Source organism: Nonomuraea jabiensis (assembly GCF_014204795.1).
Classification (GTDB): domain Bacteria; phylum Actinomycetota; class Actinomycetes; order Streptosporangiales; family Streptosporangiaceae; genus Nonomuraea; species Nonomuraea jabiensis.
In genome coordinates this window covers 2,592,136-2,606,854 of record NZ_JACHMB010000001.1, presented here as the reverse complement: position 1 = coordinate 2,606,854, position 14,719 = coordinate 2,592,136, and the positions used below count along the sequence as shown (strand labels likewise).

Below are 14,719 nucleotides of genomic sequence, written 5' to 3'. Positions count from 1 at the left end.
TCCGGTTCTCGCGACAGCGCCCGTGTGCGCGGGCGCGCCCGCCGCTTGGATCGGTGGCATGACGATCACGCACATGCTTCCCGGGCGCTGGGTCGAGGGCGCCGGGCTGGTGCTCGGCCCGTCGCTGCTGCTCGCCGGGGTGCTCATCCGGGCGGGCGAGGGCGATTTCTTCCCCGATCAGCTCGCCGCCTACGCCGCCCAGCCCGAGCGGATGGTCCTGTCCTACAGCCTGTACGCCGCCGGCATCGTGCTCCTGTGGCCCGCGGTGACCTCGCTGGCCCGCCTGATCGGCAGGTCGCACCCCGGCTGGGCGCAATGGGGCGCCACGCTGGTGATCCTCGGCCTTTTCGGACGGGTCTTCCACGCCGGGGTGAGCCACCTGGCCTTCCACCTGGTGGACACCCTCGGCCTGGCGCCGGCCCAGAAGGCGGTCAGCGAGACCTACGGCGCCTTCCACGTGTTCAAGGCGGTCAACGTCTGCATCATGGCCGGCTGGATCGTGCTCGCCGTCGGCGCCTACCGGGCCAGGGCGCTCGGCGTGATCCGGTGCGTCTGCCTGGCGCTGGCGGCCGGGCTGCCGCTGGGCGTGCTCAAGGGCAGCAGCGACCCGATCTCGCTGGTCGCGCTGGCCGGGCTGGCGGTCGCGCTCGTGCCACTCGGGGTCGCCGTGCTGCGGGACGGCCCCGCTCCCCGGTGGTGGGCCGCCACCCTGGTCGTGGCGCTGATCCCGGCCGCCTTCTTCTTCGGGCTGTCCGGCTGATCAGGTCGCCAGGAGCTTGACGATCGCGACGACGCCGATGCAGACGATCAGGCCGCGCAGGAACGCCGCGGGCAGCCTGCGCCCCAGGCGCGCGCCGAGGAAGCCGCCCACCGTCGAGCCCAGCGCCACCAGCAGCACGGCCTGCCAGTCGACGTCCGCGACGAGGGCGTACAGGACGGCGGCGGTGAAGTTGACCAGCAGGACGAGCACGTTCTTGGCCGCGTTGATGCGCTGCAGCTTCTCGTCCAGCATGATGCCCATCAGCCCGATGACCAGGATGCCCTGGCCCGCGCCGAAGTAGCCGCCGTAGGCGCCGGCGGCGAGCGCGCCCAGCCACAGCCACGGCCCGCCGTGCTCGCGCCCGGGCCGGGCGGCCAGCAGGCTGCTGAGCCTGGGCTGGATGAGGACCAGCGCGCAGGACATCGCGATCAGCACGCTCACGATCACGTTGAAGCTGCTTTCGGGCAGGGTGAGCAGCAGCAGCCCGCCGGCCAGCGAGCCGACGACGGAGGCCGGGGCCAGCCTGAGCAGCCGCTCCCGCTGCCCCTTCAGCTCGGGCCGGTAGCCCATGACGCCGGTGATGCCGCCTGGGACCAGGCCGATGTTGTTGGAGACGTTCGCCGTGATGGGCGGCAGGCCGACAGCCAGTAGCGTGGGGAACGTGATCAGCGACCCGTTGCCCACGATGGCGTTGATGCCTCCGGCCGCAACCCCGGCCGCCAGCACCGCGACCATCTCCAGTGGTGTCATGCTCGGAACTCTAGGACATGTCTCTCTTAATAAGACAAATCATCCCATAGTGTGGGATTCAGAGAGAGATGACGACCTTGCCGGACGCGTGCCCCTGCTCCTGGTAGCTGACGGCCGCCGGGATCTCCGCGAACGGATAGGTCCGGTCGATCACCGGGTGGATCTCGCCGCTCTCGATCAGCTCGGCCAGCGTCATGAGGTTCTGCCTGGTCTCCGTGCAGGGCACCACCTCCGTCACGACCACCCGCTGGGACACGAACAGCCCCGCCGCGAGCGTCGCGAACACGTGGCTCGCGGGCTGGAACCAGCGGCCGGCCGGGCCGCCGACGAGGACGTGGGTCGCCTTGCGGGTCATCACCCGCCGGCAGGCGGAGCCGGAGCGGCTGCCCGCGATGTCCAGCAGCAGGTCGTAGCGCCGCCCGCTCCGGGTGAAGTCCTCCTTGGTGTAGTCGACGACCTCGTCGGCGCCGAGTGACCGGACCAGGCCCACGTTCCTTGAGCTGCACACGCCGGTGACGTGCGTGCCGAACACCTTGGCGAGCTGGACGGCGAACGTGCCCACGCCGCCGGAGGCCCCGTTGACGAGGACGCGCTGCCCGGGCTGGACGCGGCCGTCGTCGCGCAGGGCCAGCAGGGCGGTGCCGGCCGCCATCGGCACCGCCGCCGCCTCCTCGAACGACACGTTCCTCGGCTTGAGCGCCAGCTCGCTCTCCTGCACGCACACGTACTCGGCGAAGCCGCCCTTCTTGGGCATCGCGTACACCTCGTCGCCGGGGCGGAACCCGGTCACGTCCTTGCCGACCGCCTCCACCTCCCCGGCCACGTCGGCGCCGAGGACGCTGAACCGCGGCTTGCGCAGCCCCGGGCCGCCACCGCCCATCACGCGCGCCACGTACGGCTCGCCGCGCAGGAAGTGCCAGTCGTAGGGCTGGACGGAGGTGGCGCGCACCCGGACCAGCACCTCGTCGTCGCCGGGCACGGGCTGGTCGACGTCGGTCAGGACGAGGGGTGAGCCGTACGAGGGTAGGACGAACGCCTTCATCGCTCTCTCCTTCGGGGGGACTTGCGACCAGTGTCGCCAGGCCCGCCACCCGCCCTCTACAGCCGAAAGTACGACCTCTTCCCTGGCCGATCGGCCCGATCAGAGCTTGACGCGCTTGGTCTCGTACGCCCACATGGCGATCTCGACGCGGTTGCGGACGCCGAGCTTGAGCATGAGGCTCGCGATGTGGCTCTTGACCGTGCTGAGGGAGATGTGCAGCTCGTCGGCGATCTCGTTGTTGGTCCGGCCGCGGGCCACGGTGGCCAGGATCTCCTCCTCCCGGAGAGTCAGCGCCTCGCGGGGCTGCGCCGGTGCCGTGGCGCGCCCGGAGTAGGCGAAGGTCTGCAGCAGCCGGGCCGTGATGTTGGGGGCGATGAGCGCGTCGCCGTCGGCCGCGGCGCGGACCGCCTGGGCGAGCAGGTCCGGGCCAGCGTCCTTGAGCAGGAATCCGCGGGCGCCCGCCCTGAGGGCGGCGTAGACGTACTCGTCGAGGTCGAAGGTGGTGATGACGACGACGGCGAGCGGATCCGCGACGCCCGGCCCGGCCAGGCGGCGGGTGGCCTCGATGCCGTCGAGGCGGGGCATGCGGATGTCGAACAGGCACACGTCGGGGCGCAGCCGCTGCGCGAGCTCGACGGCCCGCCGCCCGTCGCCGGCCTCGCCGACGACCTCGATGCCGGGCTGCGCGTCGAGGATCATCCTGAGCCCGGTGCGGGCGATCTCCTGGTCGTCGGCGACGATCACCTGGATGTCGCGGTCCTGGGCGCTCACCTCGCCGCCCCCCTGCGGGCTCACGTCGCCGCCCCCGTACGGGGGAGCACGGCGGTGACGGTCCAGCCGCGGTCGCGGCCGGGGTCGGGGCCGGCCTCGCAGGTGCCGCCGAGCAGGCCGGCGCGCTCGATCATCCCCAGGAGCCCGTAGCCGGGCATCGGGCCGGCGGCGCTCGTCTCACCGTCGTCGCTGACGCGCAGGCGCACCGACGTGTCGTCGGCGGCGACGCGGATCTGGATGCGGGTGGCGTGCCGGGCGTGCCGCCGGGCGTTGGTGACCGACTCCTGCGCGATGCGGTAGATCGCGGCGTCGACCGCCGGAGGCAGGCCGTCGAGGTCGCCCAGCATCTCCACCTCCACGGACGGGCCGAGGCGGGCACGCCCGGCGAGCTCTTCGAGATCGGCGATCCGCCGTCCGGGAGCCAGCTCCGCCGGCTCGTTGCGGCGCAGGACGCGGACCATGGCGCGCATCTCGGCAAGGGTACGCGACGCCTCGGCCTCGATCACGCGCAGGGCGTCGATGGCGGCCTCCGGCTTCGAGGGCGCCGTGGCCAGGCCCGCCTGTGCCCGGATCGCCATGGCGGAGACGTGGTGGGCGACGATGTCGTGCAGCTCGCGGGCCAGCTGCTCGCGTTCGAGCAGCTTGACCTGGTCGAGCTCGCGCATCCGCGCCCTGGCCCGGTACCGGAACGCCGTCCCCAGCGCGACGGCCGAGAAGATGACGGCGAACGCGCCGACCGCGTCGGCCGGGGCGAGGTCGTAGAAGGACGCCGAGACGCCCACGGACAGCAGCATGATCGCGAAGCCGAGCACGGTCTCGCGCCCCGACCCCCACCGGAAGAGCGCGTACACGATGATCAGCAGGAACGCCATCGTGTACGTCTCGGCACGGTGCCCGCCCGTCACCAGCGGGGCCAGCATTGTGGTGACGAAGGGGATCGCGAGCATCAGCAGCGGCCTGGTGCGCCGCCAGAGCAGCGTGAACACCAGCCCGACCGTCACGCTCACGGAGACCGCCCGCCACGGGAGGTCGGGACGGACGACCCCTTCGAGCACCGCGAGCGGCACGAGCACCCCTACGAGCGCCCAGTCCCGCCAGACGCGTAACGGAGGGTCGGGAGGACGGGGCTCGTTCCACAAGGAGCGAAACACGCTCTCATGGTAATCACCCGAGGACCGCGCCGATCGCGGTCATGATCGGGATGGACAGGCCCGTGGTCAGCAGCACCGCGCTGCGGGCCAGGCGCCGGGCGGTGTCGTAGTTGACCGCGTACACGTAGATGTTCTGCGCCGTCGGCAGGGCGGCGAAGAGGGTGGCGGCCAGCAGCGCGCTGCCGTCGAGGCCGAGGACCAGGCGAGCGGTCAGGTAGGCGACGGCCGGTTGGACGAAGGCCTTGAGCGTGACCGCGAGGAAGATGTCCTTGCCGACGCCGTTCGCCTCGGAGTCCGCGGGGGCGCGCTGGGAGCCGTACAGGCTGAGGCCGTACGCGAGGAGGGCGACGGGCACGGCCGCGCCGCCGAGCAGCTCGACCGGGCGCATGACCAGGACGGGCAGGGAGAACCCGGTGATCGCCAGCACGAGCCCGAGGAGGGAGGCGACCGTGAGGGGGTTGCGGAACGGCAGGAGCAGGGCCGCGCGCACCGAGCGGGCCCCCTTGTCGAGGATGAGGAAGGAGACCGGCGTGAGGACGATCAGCTGGAAGAGCAGGATCGGGGCGACCAGCGCGCCGTCGCCCAGCACGTAGATCGAGATGGGCACGCCCAGGTTGCCGGCGTTCACGTACGAGGAGGCCAGCGCGCCGATCGTGGCCTCGCGGCGGTCGCGGCCCCAGGCCAGCCGGGCCACCAGCACGTAGACGAGTTGCACGCACGCCACCGCCACCACCTCGGTCAGCAGCACCGGCGAGAAGAGGATGTGGAGGTCCGCCTTCGACACGGTGGCGAACATCAGCGCCGGCGTGGCCACGAAGAAGGCCAGGCGCGAGAGCACCAGCTCGTCGCTGGCCCGCAGCAGGCCCCCCATCCCGATCAGGTAGCCGATCACGGCAACGGACACCAGGGCGGCGAACGCCGCGACAACCCCCGACACTGACCAACCTCCGAAATGGGACGTTCAGCAGCGTATCGGGATGGTTGACCGGCAAAGCGGCGGGTCTACGCTGGGCGCATGCGAGTAGCGGTGATTGGCGCCAGCGGTCATATCGGCACGTACCTCATCCCCCGGCTGGTCGAAGGCGGACATGACGTCGTGGCCGTGAGCCGGGGCAAGCGGGAGCCCTACAGCCCGCACGGAGCCTGGCAGCGGGTCACCCAGGTCACCGCCGACCGCGAGGCGGAGGACGCCGACGGCACGTTCGGGCGGCGGATCGTGGAGCTGGAGGCCGACGTCGTCATCGACCTCATCTGCTTCACGGAGACCAGCGCCCGCGACCTGGCGGCGGCGCTGACCGGGAAGGTCCGGCAGTTCCTGCACTGCGGGACGATCTGGACGCACGGGCCGAGCAGCCGGGTGCCGACGACCGAGGACATGCCCAAGCGGCCACTCGGCGAGTACGGCAAGCAGAAGGCCGCCATCGAGGCCCACCTCCTCGAACGCGCCCACCGCGACGGCTTCCCGGCCACGATCATCCACCCCGGCCACATCACCGGCCCCGGCTGGGTGCCGGTCAACCCGGCGGGCAACGTCGATCCGGCCGTGTTCCAGACGCTGGCCGACGGCGGCGAGCTGGCGCTGCCGAACTTCGGCATGGAGACCGTCCAGCACGTGCACGCCGACGACGTGGCGCGGCTGTTCGTGGACGCCATGGTCAACCCGTCGGCCTCCGTGGGCGAGAGCTTCCACTCCGTCGCCATCGGCGCCCTGACGCTGCGCGGCTACGCCGAGGCGGTGGCGGGCTGGTTCGGGCGGGAGGCGCGGCTGACATTCCTGCCGTGGGAGCGGTGGCGGGAGACGGTGCCGGAGCGGGACGCGCAGATCACGCTCGACCACATCTCCTACAGCCCCCACTGCAGCATGGAGAAGGCCGAGCGGCTGCTGGGGCACCGGCCCCGGTACGCGCCGCTCGAGGCCATCTCCGAGGCGGTCGACTGGCTGGTCCGGGCGGGCACCATCACCCGCTGAGGCCGGTGCGGGGCTCACCCCCTCGTGCTGATCTCATACGTACGGGTGACCGCCACCAGGTCGCCGTCCTCCCGGGTCGCCGCCACCACGCCCTTCGGCCTGGGGACGAAGCCGGGAACCCGCTGCAGCCCGTCGGTCTCCGCGACGGCGGTCAGCCGGAACCGGTCCGCCCCCGGGACCCGCAGCGAGATCTCCGCCCCGGTGGCGGGCAGGCCGCGGAAGCGGATCTCGCCCGGCCACGTGTTGGCCCGCACGCCGGTGACGTCCACGCTCACCGGGGTCAGGCCGGCGGCGGCGGCCGTCGCCGCGGCGATCGGGCGCTCGACCCGCAGCGTGACCGAGCGCGCCGCCCTGCCCGTGGTCACGCGGAGCCGGACCGTGTCGCCGTCGCGGCCGAGCACGGTCACGCGGGGCTCGGCCGCGCCGGGGGCCGACGGTGCCCGTCCCGTCCAGAGCGAGGTGCCGCGGGCGTAGCCGGGAGGCAGCGGCGTGGTGTCGTGGCCGGAGACGTACCTCCTGGTCCAGGCGGGCGGCTCAGCGTCGGCGCTGACCCAGCTCGCGGTCCTGGTGTCGGAGTCCATGACGTACGCGAGGTGCGTACGCAAGGGGTTGGCCGGGTCGAAGCCGTCCCGGGCCAGGCCGACCGGCACCAGCAGCACCGCGAGCCCGGCGGCGGCGAGCGGGACCAGGGACTGCCGGCGCTCCGGCAGGCACAGCTCGACGATCGGCAGCACCGTCAGCCCGAAGACCGCCAGCACCAGCGCGGGCACCCCGCCGAGCGCGAGGCCCATCCCGTCGAACGCGGTCCTGGCCAGGGCGGGCAGCAGCGCCGCCGCCACGACCGCGCCCAGCGTCACCGCCGTCACCTGGAAGGCCGCCACCCGGCCGGTCGTGCCGCGCAGCAGGATCGCGGCCGTCCCTCCGAGCGCGCAGAACAGCGCGGGCAGCGTCAGCACGTACGACATGCCCGGCGCGACCTGGGCGCACAGCAGGCCGAGCGCGGCCGGCCAGGCCAGCGCGCCGACGGCCAGCGCCGCGGGGCCGAGGCGGCGGCGCAGCGGCAGGTACCAGCAGAGCAGCGCCAGCGCGGCCAGGACCACGACGGCCGCCTGGAACGCCTGCGGCCGGTGCAGCAGCCCGCCCATCCCGTCGTACGCGGGCCGCCAGGCCACCAGCACCTCCCACAGCCCCTGCGCCAGGGCCGCGGCGAGCAGCAGCGGCACGACCCCCGACACGGCGGCGACGGCGAGCCGGGGCAGGCTGAGCAGCCGCCTCCTGCGGGCCAGCACCGCCAGCCCCGCGACCGCCGCCGCCGCGAGCCCGGCCAGGGGCCAGACGAGCGCGTTCGGGTACGTGACCATGGTCCCGAAGATCCGGAAATAGGTGAGGTCGTGGTCCGAGGCCAGCGCTCCGAGGTCGGCGCCGCCGAGTGTGCGGGTCAGCGCCAGCATGTTCGAGCCGTGGTGCTGCAGGCTGCCCCGGTCGAGGTGGCCGAGGGAGTCGTCGGCGGTGTGGTAGCGGGAGGAGCCCTCGATGTAGGCGAAGTTCAGGCCGGTGAAGCCGTTCTCGGCCATCGGGGTGAAGTCGGTGTTGTTCGGGAGCAGCCGGTACAGCTCGCCCAGCGTGGAGTCGCCGCGCGGGTGCGGCACGGCGCCGGCGAACGTCTCGACCAGCCCGGCGTTGTTCCTGGACGTCTGGAACATCAGCGACGGGCCGCTCACGCCCCGGGCCTCCCAGTTGAGCAGCACCCCGCCCGTGCGGCCCAGCGGGTGCTCCCTGACGAACGCCTCGGCGCCCAGCACGCCGTCCTCCTCGCCGTCCGACATCAGCAGCACGAGGTCGTTGCGGAGCGCGGTTCCCTTGAGCGCGCGTACCGTCTCCAGCATGGCCGCGACCGCGGCGGCGTCGTCGGAGGCGCCCGGGCCCATGGCCGCGGAATCGTAGTGCGCGGCGACCACCACCGTCCCGGTCGGGTCGCTGCCCTTCGCCGTGGCCACGATGTTGTGCACCTGCCCGAACGACGCCAGCCCGGCCGACGTGTTCGCGCCGATGGCCCGCTGCACGCGCACGTCGAGCCCCACCGCGCGCAGCTGCCCGGCGAGGTAGTCCCTGGCCCGCTCACCGGCCCGGCTGCCGATCGGGCGCGGCTCGGTGGCGAACCTCTCCAGGTGGCGCAGCGCCCGCTCCGTGCTGAACTCCCCGTCCGGCGCCGAGGCGGGCAGGGGCTGCATGGTGCTGTCCGCCATGGCGGTCAGCATGATCACGCCGGCCAGCGCGAGCAGGGCGCACAGCCCCGCCAGCGCCCGGCGGGGCACGTCGAACAACTTTCCCGTCATGGCCAGGAACGCTAGGTACGCGGCCCATGGCGGCGGAATGATGCGCGTGCCCGGATCGACCTGCGGTTTTCCGCAGGTGCTACCAGGCCACCTCCAGGGAGCTCATGCCGTACACGATGTGGGAGGAGCGGAAGTCCGCGGCGCCCGCCTCGCGCAGGCCCGGGAAGCGCTGGAGCAGCGCCGGGAAGGCGATCCGCAGCTCCATGCGCGCCAGCGGGGCGCCCAGGCAGTGGTGGATGCCGTGGCCGAAGGCGACGTGGCCGGGAGCGCCGCGGGAGATGTCGAACGTGCTCGCGTCGGGCATGAGGGCGGGGTCGCGATTCGCGGCGGGCAGGGCGCACAGGACCAGCTCGCCGGGCTGGATGGTACGGCCGCTCAGCTCGACCTCCGTCGTCGCGACCTTGGTCGTGCCCGAGTTGACGATGCTCAGCCAGCGCAGCAGCTCCTCCACCGTGGCGTCGATGCGCTCCGGCTCCTTCCTGAGGAGTTCGAGCTGCTCGGGGTGGCGCAGCAGGGCCAGGGTGCCCAGGGCCAGCATGTTGGAGGTGGTCTCGTGGCCCGCGAACAGCAGCAGGCTGCCGATGCCGACGAGCTCGTCCGTGCTCAGGTCGTCGCCGTGCTCGCGTACCAGCATGCCGAGCAGCTCCTCGCCCGGGTCCTGCTGGATGCGGTGGACCAGGGCCTCCATGTACGCGCGCGCCTCGAACTGCAGCCCCAGCCGCTCGTCGCCGGGCACCGACAGGTCGAGCATCCTGCTGGTGCGGCGCTGGAAGCCGTCCCGGTCCTCGTACGGGACGCCGAGCAGCTCGCAGATGACCAGCGACGGGATCGGCAGCGAGAACGACGGCACCAGGTCGGCCGGCGAACCGGCGGCCTCCATGGCGTCCAGGTGCTCGTCCACGATGCGCCTGATCCGCGGCTCCAGCCGCTGCATCCGCCGGTTCGTGAACTCGGGGGTCAGCATCCTGCGCAGCCGCGTGTGCTCGGGCGGGTCCACACCGAGGAGGTTGCCCGCCTGGATCTTGGCTAACTGCTCGGGGGTCATCTCGGGGGCTCCGGGCAGGCGCGCCACCGTCTGCTGGGCGATCCTGAACCGTTCGGCGTCGCCGAGGACCTCGCGGACCTCCGCGTACCTGGTGACGAGCCAGGCGTCCAGGCCGAACGGGGTCGTGATCCGCCTGATCCCCTCCTCGTCCCTGAGCGCCGCCAGCTCGGGAGCCGGGTCGAACCCCACCCGCCGCATGTGCAGCGGCATCGTCGAGGACTCGGTCATGCAAACCCCTTGATGATCGTCGGTTGAGGCGTAAACCGTAACAACCCTCTGGTCCGGTCTCCAGTGCCCACCACCCGGGCCACGCTGGGGGCCGCGGCGATCGGCGCCTCGCGTCCGGTGTGCGGTGTCCTGCGCCTGCGCCCGGTGAGCGGCAGGGGTTGCGGGGGTGGGAGGGAAGGGACACCATGCCCCCTGTGGATGTGCCCGTGTTGGTCGCCGGAGGCGGGCCCGTGGGGCTGGCGGTCGCCGTGGAGCTGGCCTACCAGGGCGTGCGGTGCCTGGTGGTCGAGCCGCGAGAGGAGGTGTCGTGGCTGCGGCCCCGCGCGAAGACGACGTCGGCGCGTTCGATGGAGCTGCTGCGGAGATGGGGCCTGGCGGAGCGGGTGCGGGAGCGCGCCCCGCTGGCGGTCGGGTGGTCGGACCAGGCCGTGTTCGTCAGTAGCCTGCTCGGCCGGGAGATCACCAGGATCGGCGGGTGCTTCGGGCTGGACCTGGTGGGCTCCGAGCTGGCGGCCGAGCCGGGCCAGCAGGTGCCGCAGCCGCTGGTCGAGGAGGTGCTGCGGGAGGCCGTCGGGGACGCGCTGCTGACCGGATGGCAGGTGACCGGGCTGCGGGAGGACGCCGACGGGGTGTCGGTGCGCATCGCGTCCGCCACGGGCGAGGAGCGTGAGGTACGCGCCCGGTACGTGGTCGGCTGCGACGGCCCGCGCAGCGTGACCAGGGCGGCCATCGGCGCCCGCTATGAGGGCCGCCAGGACGCCAGGCCCAACTTCAACATCGTCTTCCGCGCCCCCGGCCTGGCCGAGCGGATGCCACACGGCCCCGCCGTGCACTACTGGGTGCTGAACCCGGCCCAGCCCGGCATCGTCGGCCGCCTCGACCTGGCTGACACCTGGTGGTGCATCGCCCAGGGCGTCCCGGCCGCGGGCGCGGATCCGATGCGGCTGGTCCGCAACCTGGCGGGGGCCGACATCGAGGCGGAGATCCTGGCCACCGACCCGTGGAACGCGCGGATGCTGCTGGCCGACCGATACGCGAGCGGGCGCGTGTTCCTGGCGGGCGACGCGGCGCACCAGAATCCGCCGTACGGCGGGCACGGGTTCAACACCGGGATCGGGGACGCGGTCAACCTCGGCTGGAAGCTGGCCGCCGTGCTGCACGGATGGGCGCCCGCCGCGTTACTGGCCACCTACGAGACCGAGCGCCGCCCGGTGGCCGCCGACACCATCGAGGCCGCCGCCGCGAACATGGCCACCCTCGCCCCCGAGCTGGCCGACCCGGCGCTGATGGGGGACGAGGCCGAGTTCGAGAAGGTGCGGCCCGCCGTGGCGGAGGCGGTGCGCAGGACGAAGGACAGCGAGTTCCACAGCCTGGACCTGGTGCTCGGCTACACCTACGAGGGCTCGCCCATCGTCGCCGAGGGCACCGGGGAGCGGCTGCCGCACCGGTGGCTGGCGCCCGGCGTGTCCCTGTACGACCGGCTGGGCCGGGGCTTCAGCGTGGTCGGGGACCGGCGCCTGCCCGGGGCTGCGGCGCTGGCCGGGCAGGTGCGGGAGCTGGGGGTGCCGCTGCGGGTGGTGGATCTGCCCGATGTGCCCCTGACGCTGGTCCGCCCCGACCAGCACGTGGCCTGGCGCGGTGAGCACCCGGACGGTGCGCTGCGGCGGGCGCTGTCTCACCGGCCCGTCAGCAGCCGCCCTTGAGGAGGGCTCTGCGTTCGACGATGCATTGGGGCCCGTTGGCATTGTTGCCGCCGCTGACGGTGTTGTTGCTGTTCACGGCGCCGTTCGCGTTCTGGAAGTTGCCGTTGTTCACCTGCCGGCCGCCCTTGCTCCGGTAGTTGCCGCTTTTCCAGGAGTTGCCGCTGTCCTTGGGGATCCCGTGCGCGAGAGCGGGGAAGGCGGGCGGCAGCGACAACATCAGCGTGAGCTGCGCCGCGACCACCCCGGTCCGCCGCCTGAAGATGCTCATCGCCGGTCACCGGGAAATGGACTGGGAGCCATTGGCGTTGTTCCCGCCGTTGCTGGTGTTGTTGGTGTTCACGGCGCCGTTCGCATTCTCGAAGTTGCCGCTGTTGATGGGATTTCCCTCATTGCGGTAGTTTCCGCTGTTGGTGGAGTTCCCGCTGTTCTCCGCGCCGTTCACGCACTTGGTCGGGGAATTGGGCGACGGCGAGTTGTAGGCGACCAGCCGATTTCCGCAGAAAACGCCGGGAAGCGCCCTCAGCACCGTACCGAGATCCGCGCCGACCAGCTCGGTGAGCAGGGAGCTCCCGCTGGGCGGCGGTGCGGCCGACGCGCCGGTCGGGGCCAGTAGCACAGCGCACCCGACCGTGACGCCCGCAACAATCCGCACCAATGCCCTCAATGCGTTTCCCGCCATTTCTCGCGACATGATCCACTGAAAGGTAGCACCGGGGGACGCCTTTTCACGGAAAGCCCTCGACAAACTCGGCGCAAAAACTACTTCCGGGTCCGGCCCGGGGGCAGGCTGAGCGTGAACACCGTGTTCCCCGGCTCGCTGCGTACCTCGACCCACCCGTCGTGGGCCGCCGTGACCGCCGACACGATGGCCAGGCCCAGCCCGCTGCCGCCGGCCAGCCGGGAGCGCGACCCGTCGCCCCGCGCGAACCTGCCGAAGACGTGGGGGAGCACGTGCCCGGGAATGCCCGGCCCGTCGTCCGCGACCTCGACGCACACCCGCTCCCCGAGCCGGACCGTCGCGGTGACCGTGGTGCCGGGCGGGGTGTGCGTACGGGCGTTCGCGAGCAGGTTGGTCACCACCTGGTGCAGGCGGTCGGCGTCCCCCAGGACCAGGGCGGGCCGGTCGGGCAGGCTGATCACCCAGCGGTGGCGGGGCGCGGCCGCGTGGGCGTCGCTGACCGCGTTGACCACGATCGGCGACAGGTCCAGCTCCACCCGCTCCAGCGGGCGGCCCGCGTCCAGCCTGGCCAGCAGCAGCAGGTCCGCCACCAGCGTGGTCATCCGGCCCGCTTCCGAGCGGATGCGGCCGAGCGCGTGCTCCGTCTGCGGCCCGTGCCACTCGCCGCTCCGCCTGGTCAGCTCCGCGTAGCCGACGATGGAGGCCAGCGGCGTGCGCAGCTCGTGGCTGGCGTCGGCGATGAACCGCCGCAACCTCGTCTCGCTCTCGTGCCGCACCGCGAGGGCGGTCTCGACGTGCCCGAGCATGCGGTTGAGCGCGCCGCCCACCTGCCCGACCTCGGTACACGGGTCGGTGTCCACCTCGGGCACGCGGGCCAGGCGCACGACGTCCCCGGTGGCCAGCGGCAGCTCCGACACCCTGGAAGCGGTGGCGGCGAGCCGTCCGAGCGGGCGTACGGCACGGCGTACGAGCAGGGTGCCGACGACGGCCGTCAGCACGACGCCCGCCAGCGTGACGGCCGCCTCCACCACGACGAGCCTGGTCAGCATGGAGTCCACGGCGGTCATGGGCAGCCCGGTGACCAGCACGTCGCCGTCGGGCGTGCGGGCGGCGGCCATCCGGTAGTCGCCCAGCGGACCCAGGTTGACCGTCACGGGCGCGCGGCTGACGGCGGCGAGCGACGGCGGCGCGGGCAGCTCCCGCACGGTGGCGATGCCGGTCAGGACGGCGGCCCGCCGCACCACGCCCTGGCGGATCCGCGCGCCGAACGTGCCCTCCGCCTGACCGGGAGACAGCAGGAACGACACCTCCCGGGCCTGCGGCGGCTGGTCGTCCCGCTGGGCCGCCGCGCTGGTGGAGCGGCGGGCGGCCGAGGTGACCTGGCTGTCGAGCCGGTCGGTGAGGAAGTCGTGGAACAGCAGCGTCGTCGCGGTGGCGATGACGGCGCAGACGGTGGCCAGCAGCGCGATCGAGGAGACCACCAGCCTGGTCTCCAGCGACATCGTCATCCGGCGGGTCGGAGCGTGTAGCCCACCCCGCGCACGGTGTGGATCATCGGCTCCCGCTGCGCGTCGATCTTGCGCCGGAGGTAGGAGATGTACAGCTCGACGACGTTGCTCTGGCCGCCGAAGTCGTAGGCCCACACCCGGTCGAGGATCTGCGACTTGCTGAGCACCCGGCCCGGGTTGTGCATGAGGAAGCGCAGCAGCTCGAACTCCGTCGGCGTGAGCCTGATCTCCTCGCCGGCCCGCCGTACCTGGTGGCTGTCCTGGTCCAGCGTGAGATCGCCGACCACGAGCCCGGCCTCGGCCCGCGCCCGGGCGGCGCCCGAGCGGCGCAGCAGGCCCCGCAGCCGGATGACGACCTCCTCCAGGCTGAACGGCTTCGTGACGTAGTCGTCGGCGCCGGCGCGCAGGCCGGCGAGCCGGTCCTGGAGCGAGTCCAGCGCGGTCAGGAACAGGATCGGCACGCCCGGCAGCACCGCGCGCAGCCGGGCAAGGAGCTGGACCCCGTCCATGTCGGGCAGCATGACGTCCAGGACGATCGCGTCCGGGCGGAACCCGCGCGCCGCGCGGATGGCCTCGCTGCCGTTGTGCGCGCTGCGGACGTCCCAGGACTCATGGCGCATGACCATGGAAAGGAGCTCGGTCAGCGGCGGCTCGTCATCCACCACGAGGATGTTGATCGAGCCGCCGTCCGATCGGCGCACGGGCTCGGACCGGGGGCTCGGGCTGGTCGTGTGCATACCCGTGACGATGACGTCCCTCTATGAAGGTTTGATGATG

Annotated in this window: 14 protein-coding genes; 3 read left to right on the top strand and 11 right to left on the bottom strand. The window is 72.7% G+C overall.

Annotation, left to right across the window (positions count from 1 at the left end):
* Nucleotides 1-58 precede the first annotated feature (58 nt).
* A complete protein-coding gene (locus tag HD596_RS11350; protein ID WP_221519286.1) occupies nucleotides 59-760 on the top strand; it encodes a hypothetical protein in 702 nt (233 codons plus the stop codon).
* Here HD596_RS11350 and HD596_RS11345 read toward each other — a convergent pair whose 3' ends face one another.
* The 5 genes from HD596_RS11345 to HD596_RS64715 form a co-directional block, all read right to left on the bottom strand.
* The gene (locus HD596_RS11345) at nucleotides 761-1,510 is read right to left on the bottom strand and encodes a sulfite exporter TauE/SafE family protein (protein ID WP_185069220.1); all 750 of its coding nucleotides are present in this window, start codon (nucleotides 1,508-1,510) and stop codon (nucleotides 761-763) included.
* A gap of 58 nt (nucleotides 1,511-1,568) precedes the next feature.
* Nucleotides 1,569-2,552 carry an NAD(P)-dependent alcohol dehydrogenase gene (locus tag HD596_RS11340; RefSeq protein ID WP_185069219.1) on the bottom strand — a complete coding sequence of 328 codons (984 nt, stop codon included), beginning with the start codon at nucleotides 2,550-2,552 and terminating at the stop codon, nucleotides 1,569-1,571.
* Nucleotides 2,553-2,651: 99 nt separating this feature from the next.
* The gene (locus HD596_RS11335; protein WP_185078412.1) at nucleotides 2,652-3,296 is read right to left on the bottom strand and encodes a response regulator; all 645 of its coding nucleotides are present in this window, start codon (nucleotides 3,294-3,296) and stop codon (nucleotides 2,652-2,654) included.
* A 47-nt stretch (nucleotides 3,297-3,343) separates the two neighbouring features.
* Nucleotides 3,344-4,474: a sensor histidine kinase gene (locus tag HD596_RS11330; protein ID WP_313043607.1), complete on the bottom strand. Its 1,131-nt coding sequence runs from the start codon at nucleotides 4,472-4,474 to the stop codon at nucleotides 3,344-3,346.
* A gap of 13 nt (nucleotides 4,475-4,487) precedes the next feature.
* Nucleotides 4,488-5,411, bottom strand: coding sequence for an AEC family transporter (locus HD596_RS64715; RefSeq protein WP_185069218.1), 924 nt, complete (start codon nucleotides 5,409-5,411; stop codon nucleotides 4,488-4,490).
* Nucleotides 5,412-5,489: 78 nt separating this feature from the next.
* Here HD596_RS64715 and HD596_RS11320 point away from each other — a divergent pair, with 78 nt between their 5' ends.
* Nucleotides 5,490-6,443, top strand: coding sequence for an NAD-dependent epimerase/dehydratase family protein (locus HD596_RS11320; protein WP_185069217.1), 954 nt, complete (start codon nucleotides 5,490-5,492; stop codon nucleotides 6,441-6,443).
* Between the two features lie 14 nt (nucleotides 6,444-6,457).
* Here HD596_RS11320 and HD596_RS11315 read toward each other — a convergent pair whose 3' ends face one another.
* Together HD596_RS11315 and HD596_RS11310 are read right to left on the bottom strand one after the other, a co-directional pair.
* Nucleotides 6,458-8,779, bottom strand: a complete 2,322-nt coding sequence (locus HD596_RS11315) for a M28 family peptidase (RefSeq protein WP_185069216.1) — start codon at nucleotides 8,777-8,779, stop codon at nucleotides 6,458-6,460.
* Nucleotides 8,780-8,858: 79 nt separating this feature from the next.
* Nucleotides 8,859-10,052: a cytochrome P450 gene (locus HD596_RS11310; protein WP_185069215.1), complete on the bottom strand. Its 1,194-nt coding sequence runs from the start codon at nucleotides 10,050-10,052 to the stop codon at nucleotides 8,859-8,861.
* A 185-nt stretch (nucleotides 10,053-10,237) separates the two neighbouring features.
* Here HD596_RS11310 and HD596_RS11305 point away from each other — a divergent pair, with 185 nt between their 5' ends.
* Entirely contained in the window at nucleotides 10,238-11,755 is a 1,518-nt protein-coding gene (locus HD596_RS11305; RefSeq protein WP_185069214.1) for an FAD-dependent monooxygenase, read from the top strand.
* On the opposite strand, the gene HD596_RS11300 is transcribed toward HD596_RS11305, so the two are convergent.
* From HD596_RS11300 to HD596_RS11285, 4 genes are all read right to left on the bottom strand, one after another.
* Nucleotides 11,739-12,023 carry a hypothetical protein gene (locus HD596_RS11300; RefSeq protein ID WP_185069213.1) on the bottom strand — a complete coding sequence of 95 codons (285 nt, stop codon included), beginning with the start codon at nucleotides 12,021-12,023 and terminating at the stop codon, nucleotides 11,739-11,741. The genes HD596_RS11305 and HD596_RS11300 overlap by 17 nt on opposite strands.
* Before the next feature lie 6 nt (nucleotides 12,024-12,029).
* Nucleotides 12,030-12,446, bottom strand: a complete 417-nt coding sequence (locus HD596_RS11295; protein WP_221519285.1) for a hypothetical protein — start codon at nucleotides 12,444-12,446, stop codon at nucleotides 12,030-12,032.
* A gap of 68 nt (nucleotides 12,447-12,514) precedes the next feature.
* On the bottom strand, nucleotides 12,515-13,942 hold the full coding sequence (locus HD596_RS11290) for a sensor histidine kinase (RefSeq protein WP_185069212.1): 1,428 nt from the start codon (nucleotides 13,940-13,942) through the stop codon (nucleotides 12,515-12,517).
* Complete coding sequence (locus HD596_RS11285) at nucleotides 13,939-14,679, bottom strand: response regulator transcription factor (protein ID WP_185069211.1); 741 nt, start codon at nucleotides 14,677-14,679, stop codon at nucleotides 13,939-13,941. The genes HD596_RS11290 and HD596_RS11285 overlap by 4 nt, the downstream gene beginning before the upstream one ends.
* Nucleotides 14,680-14,719 lie beyond the last annotated feature (40 nt).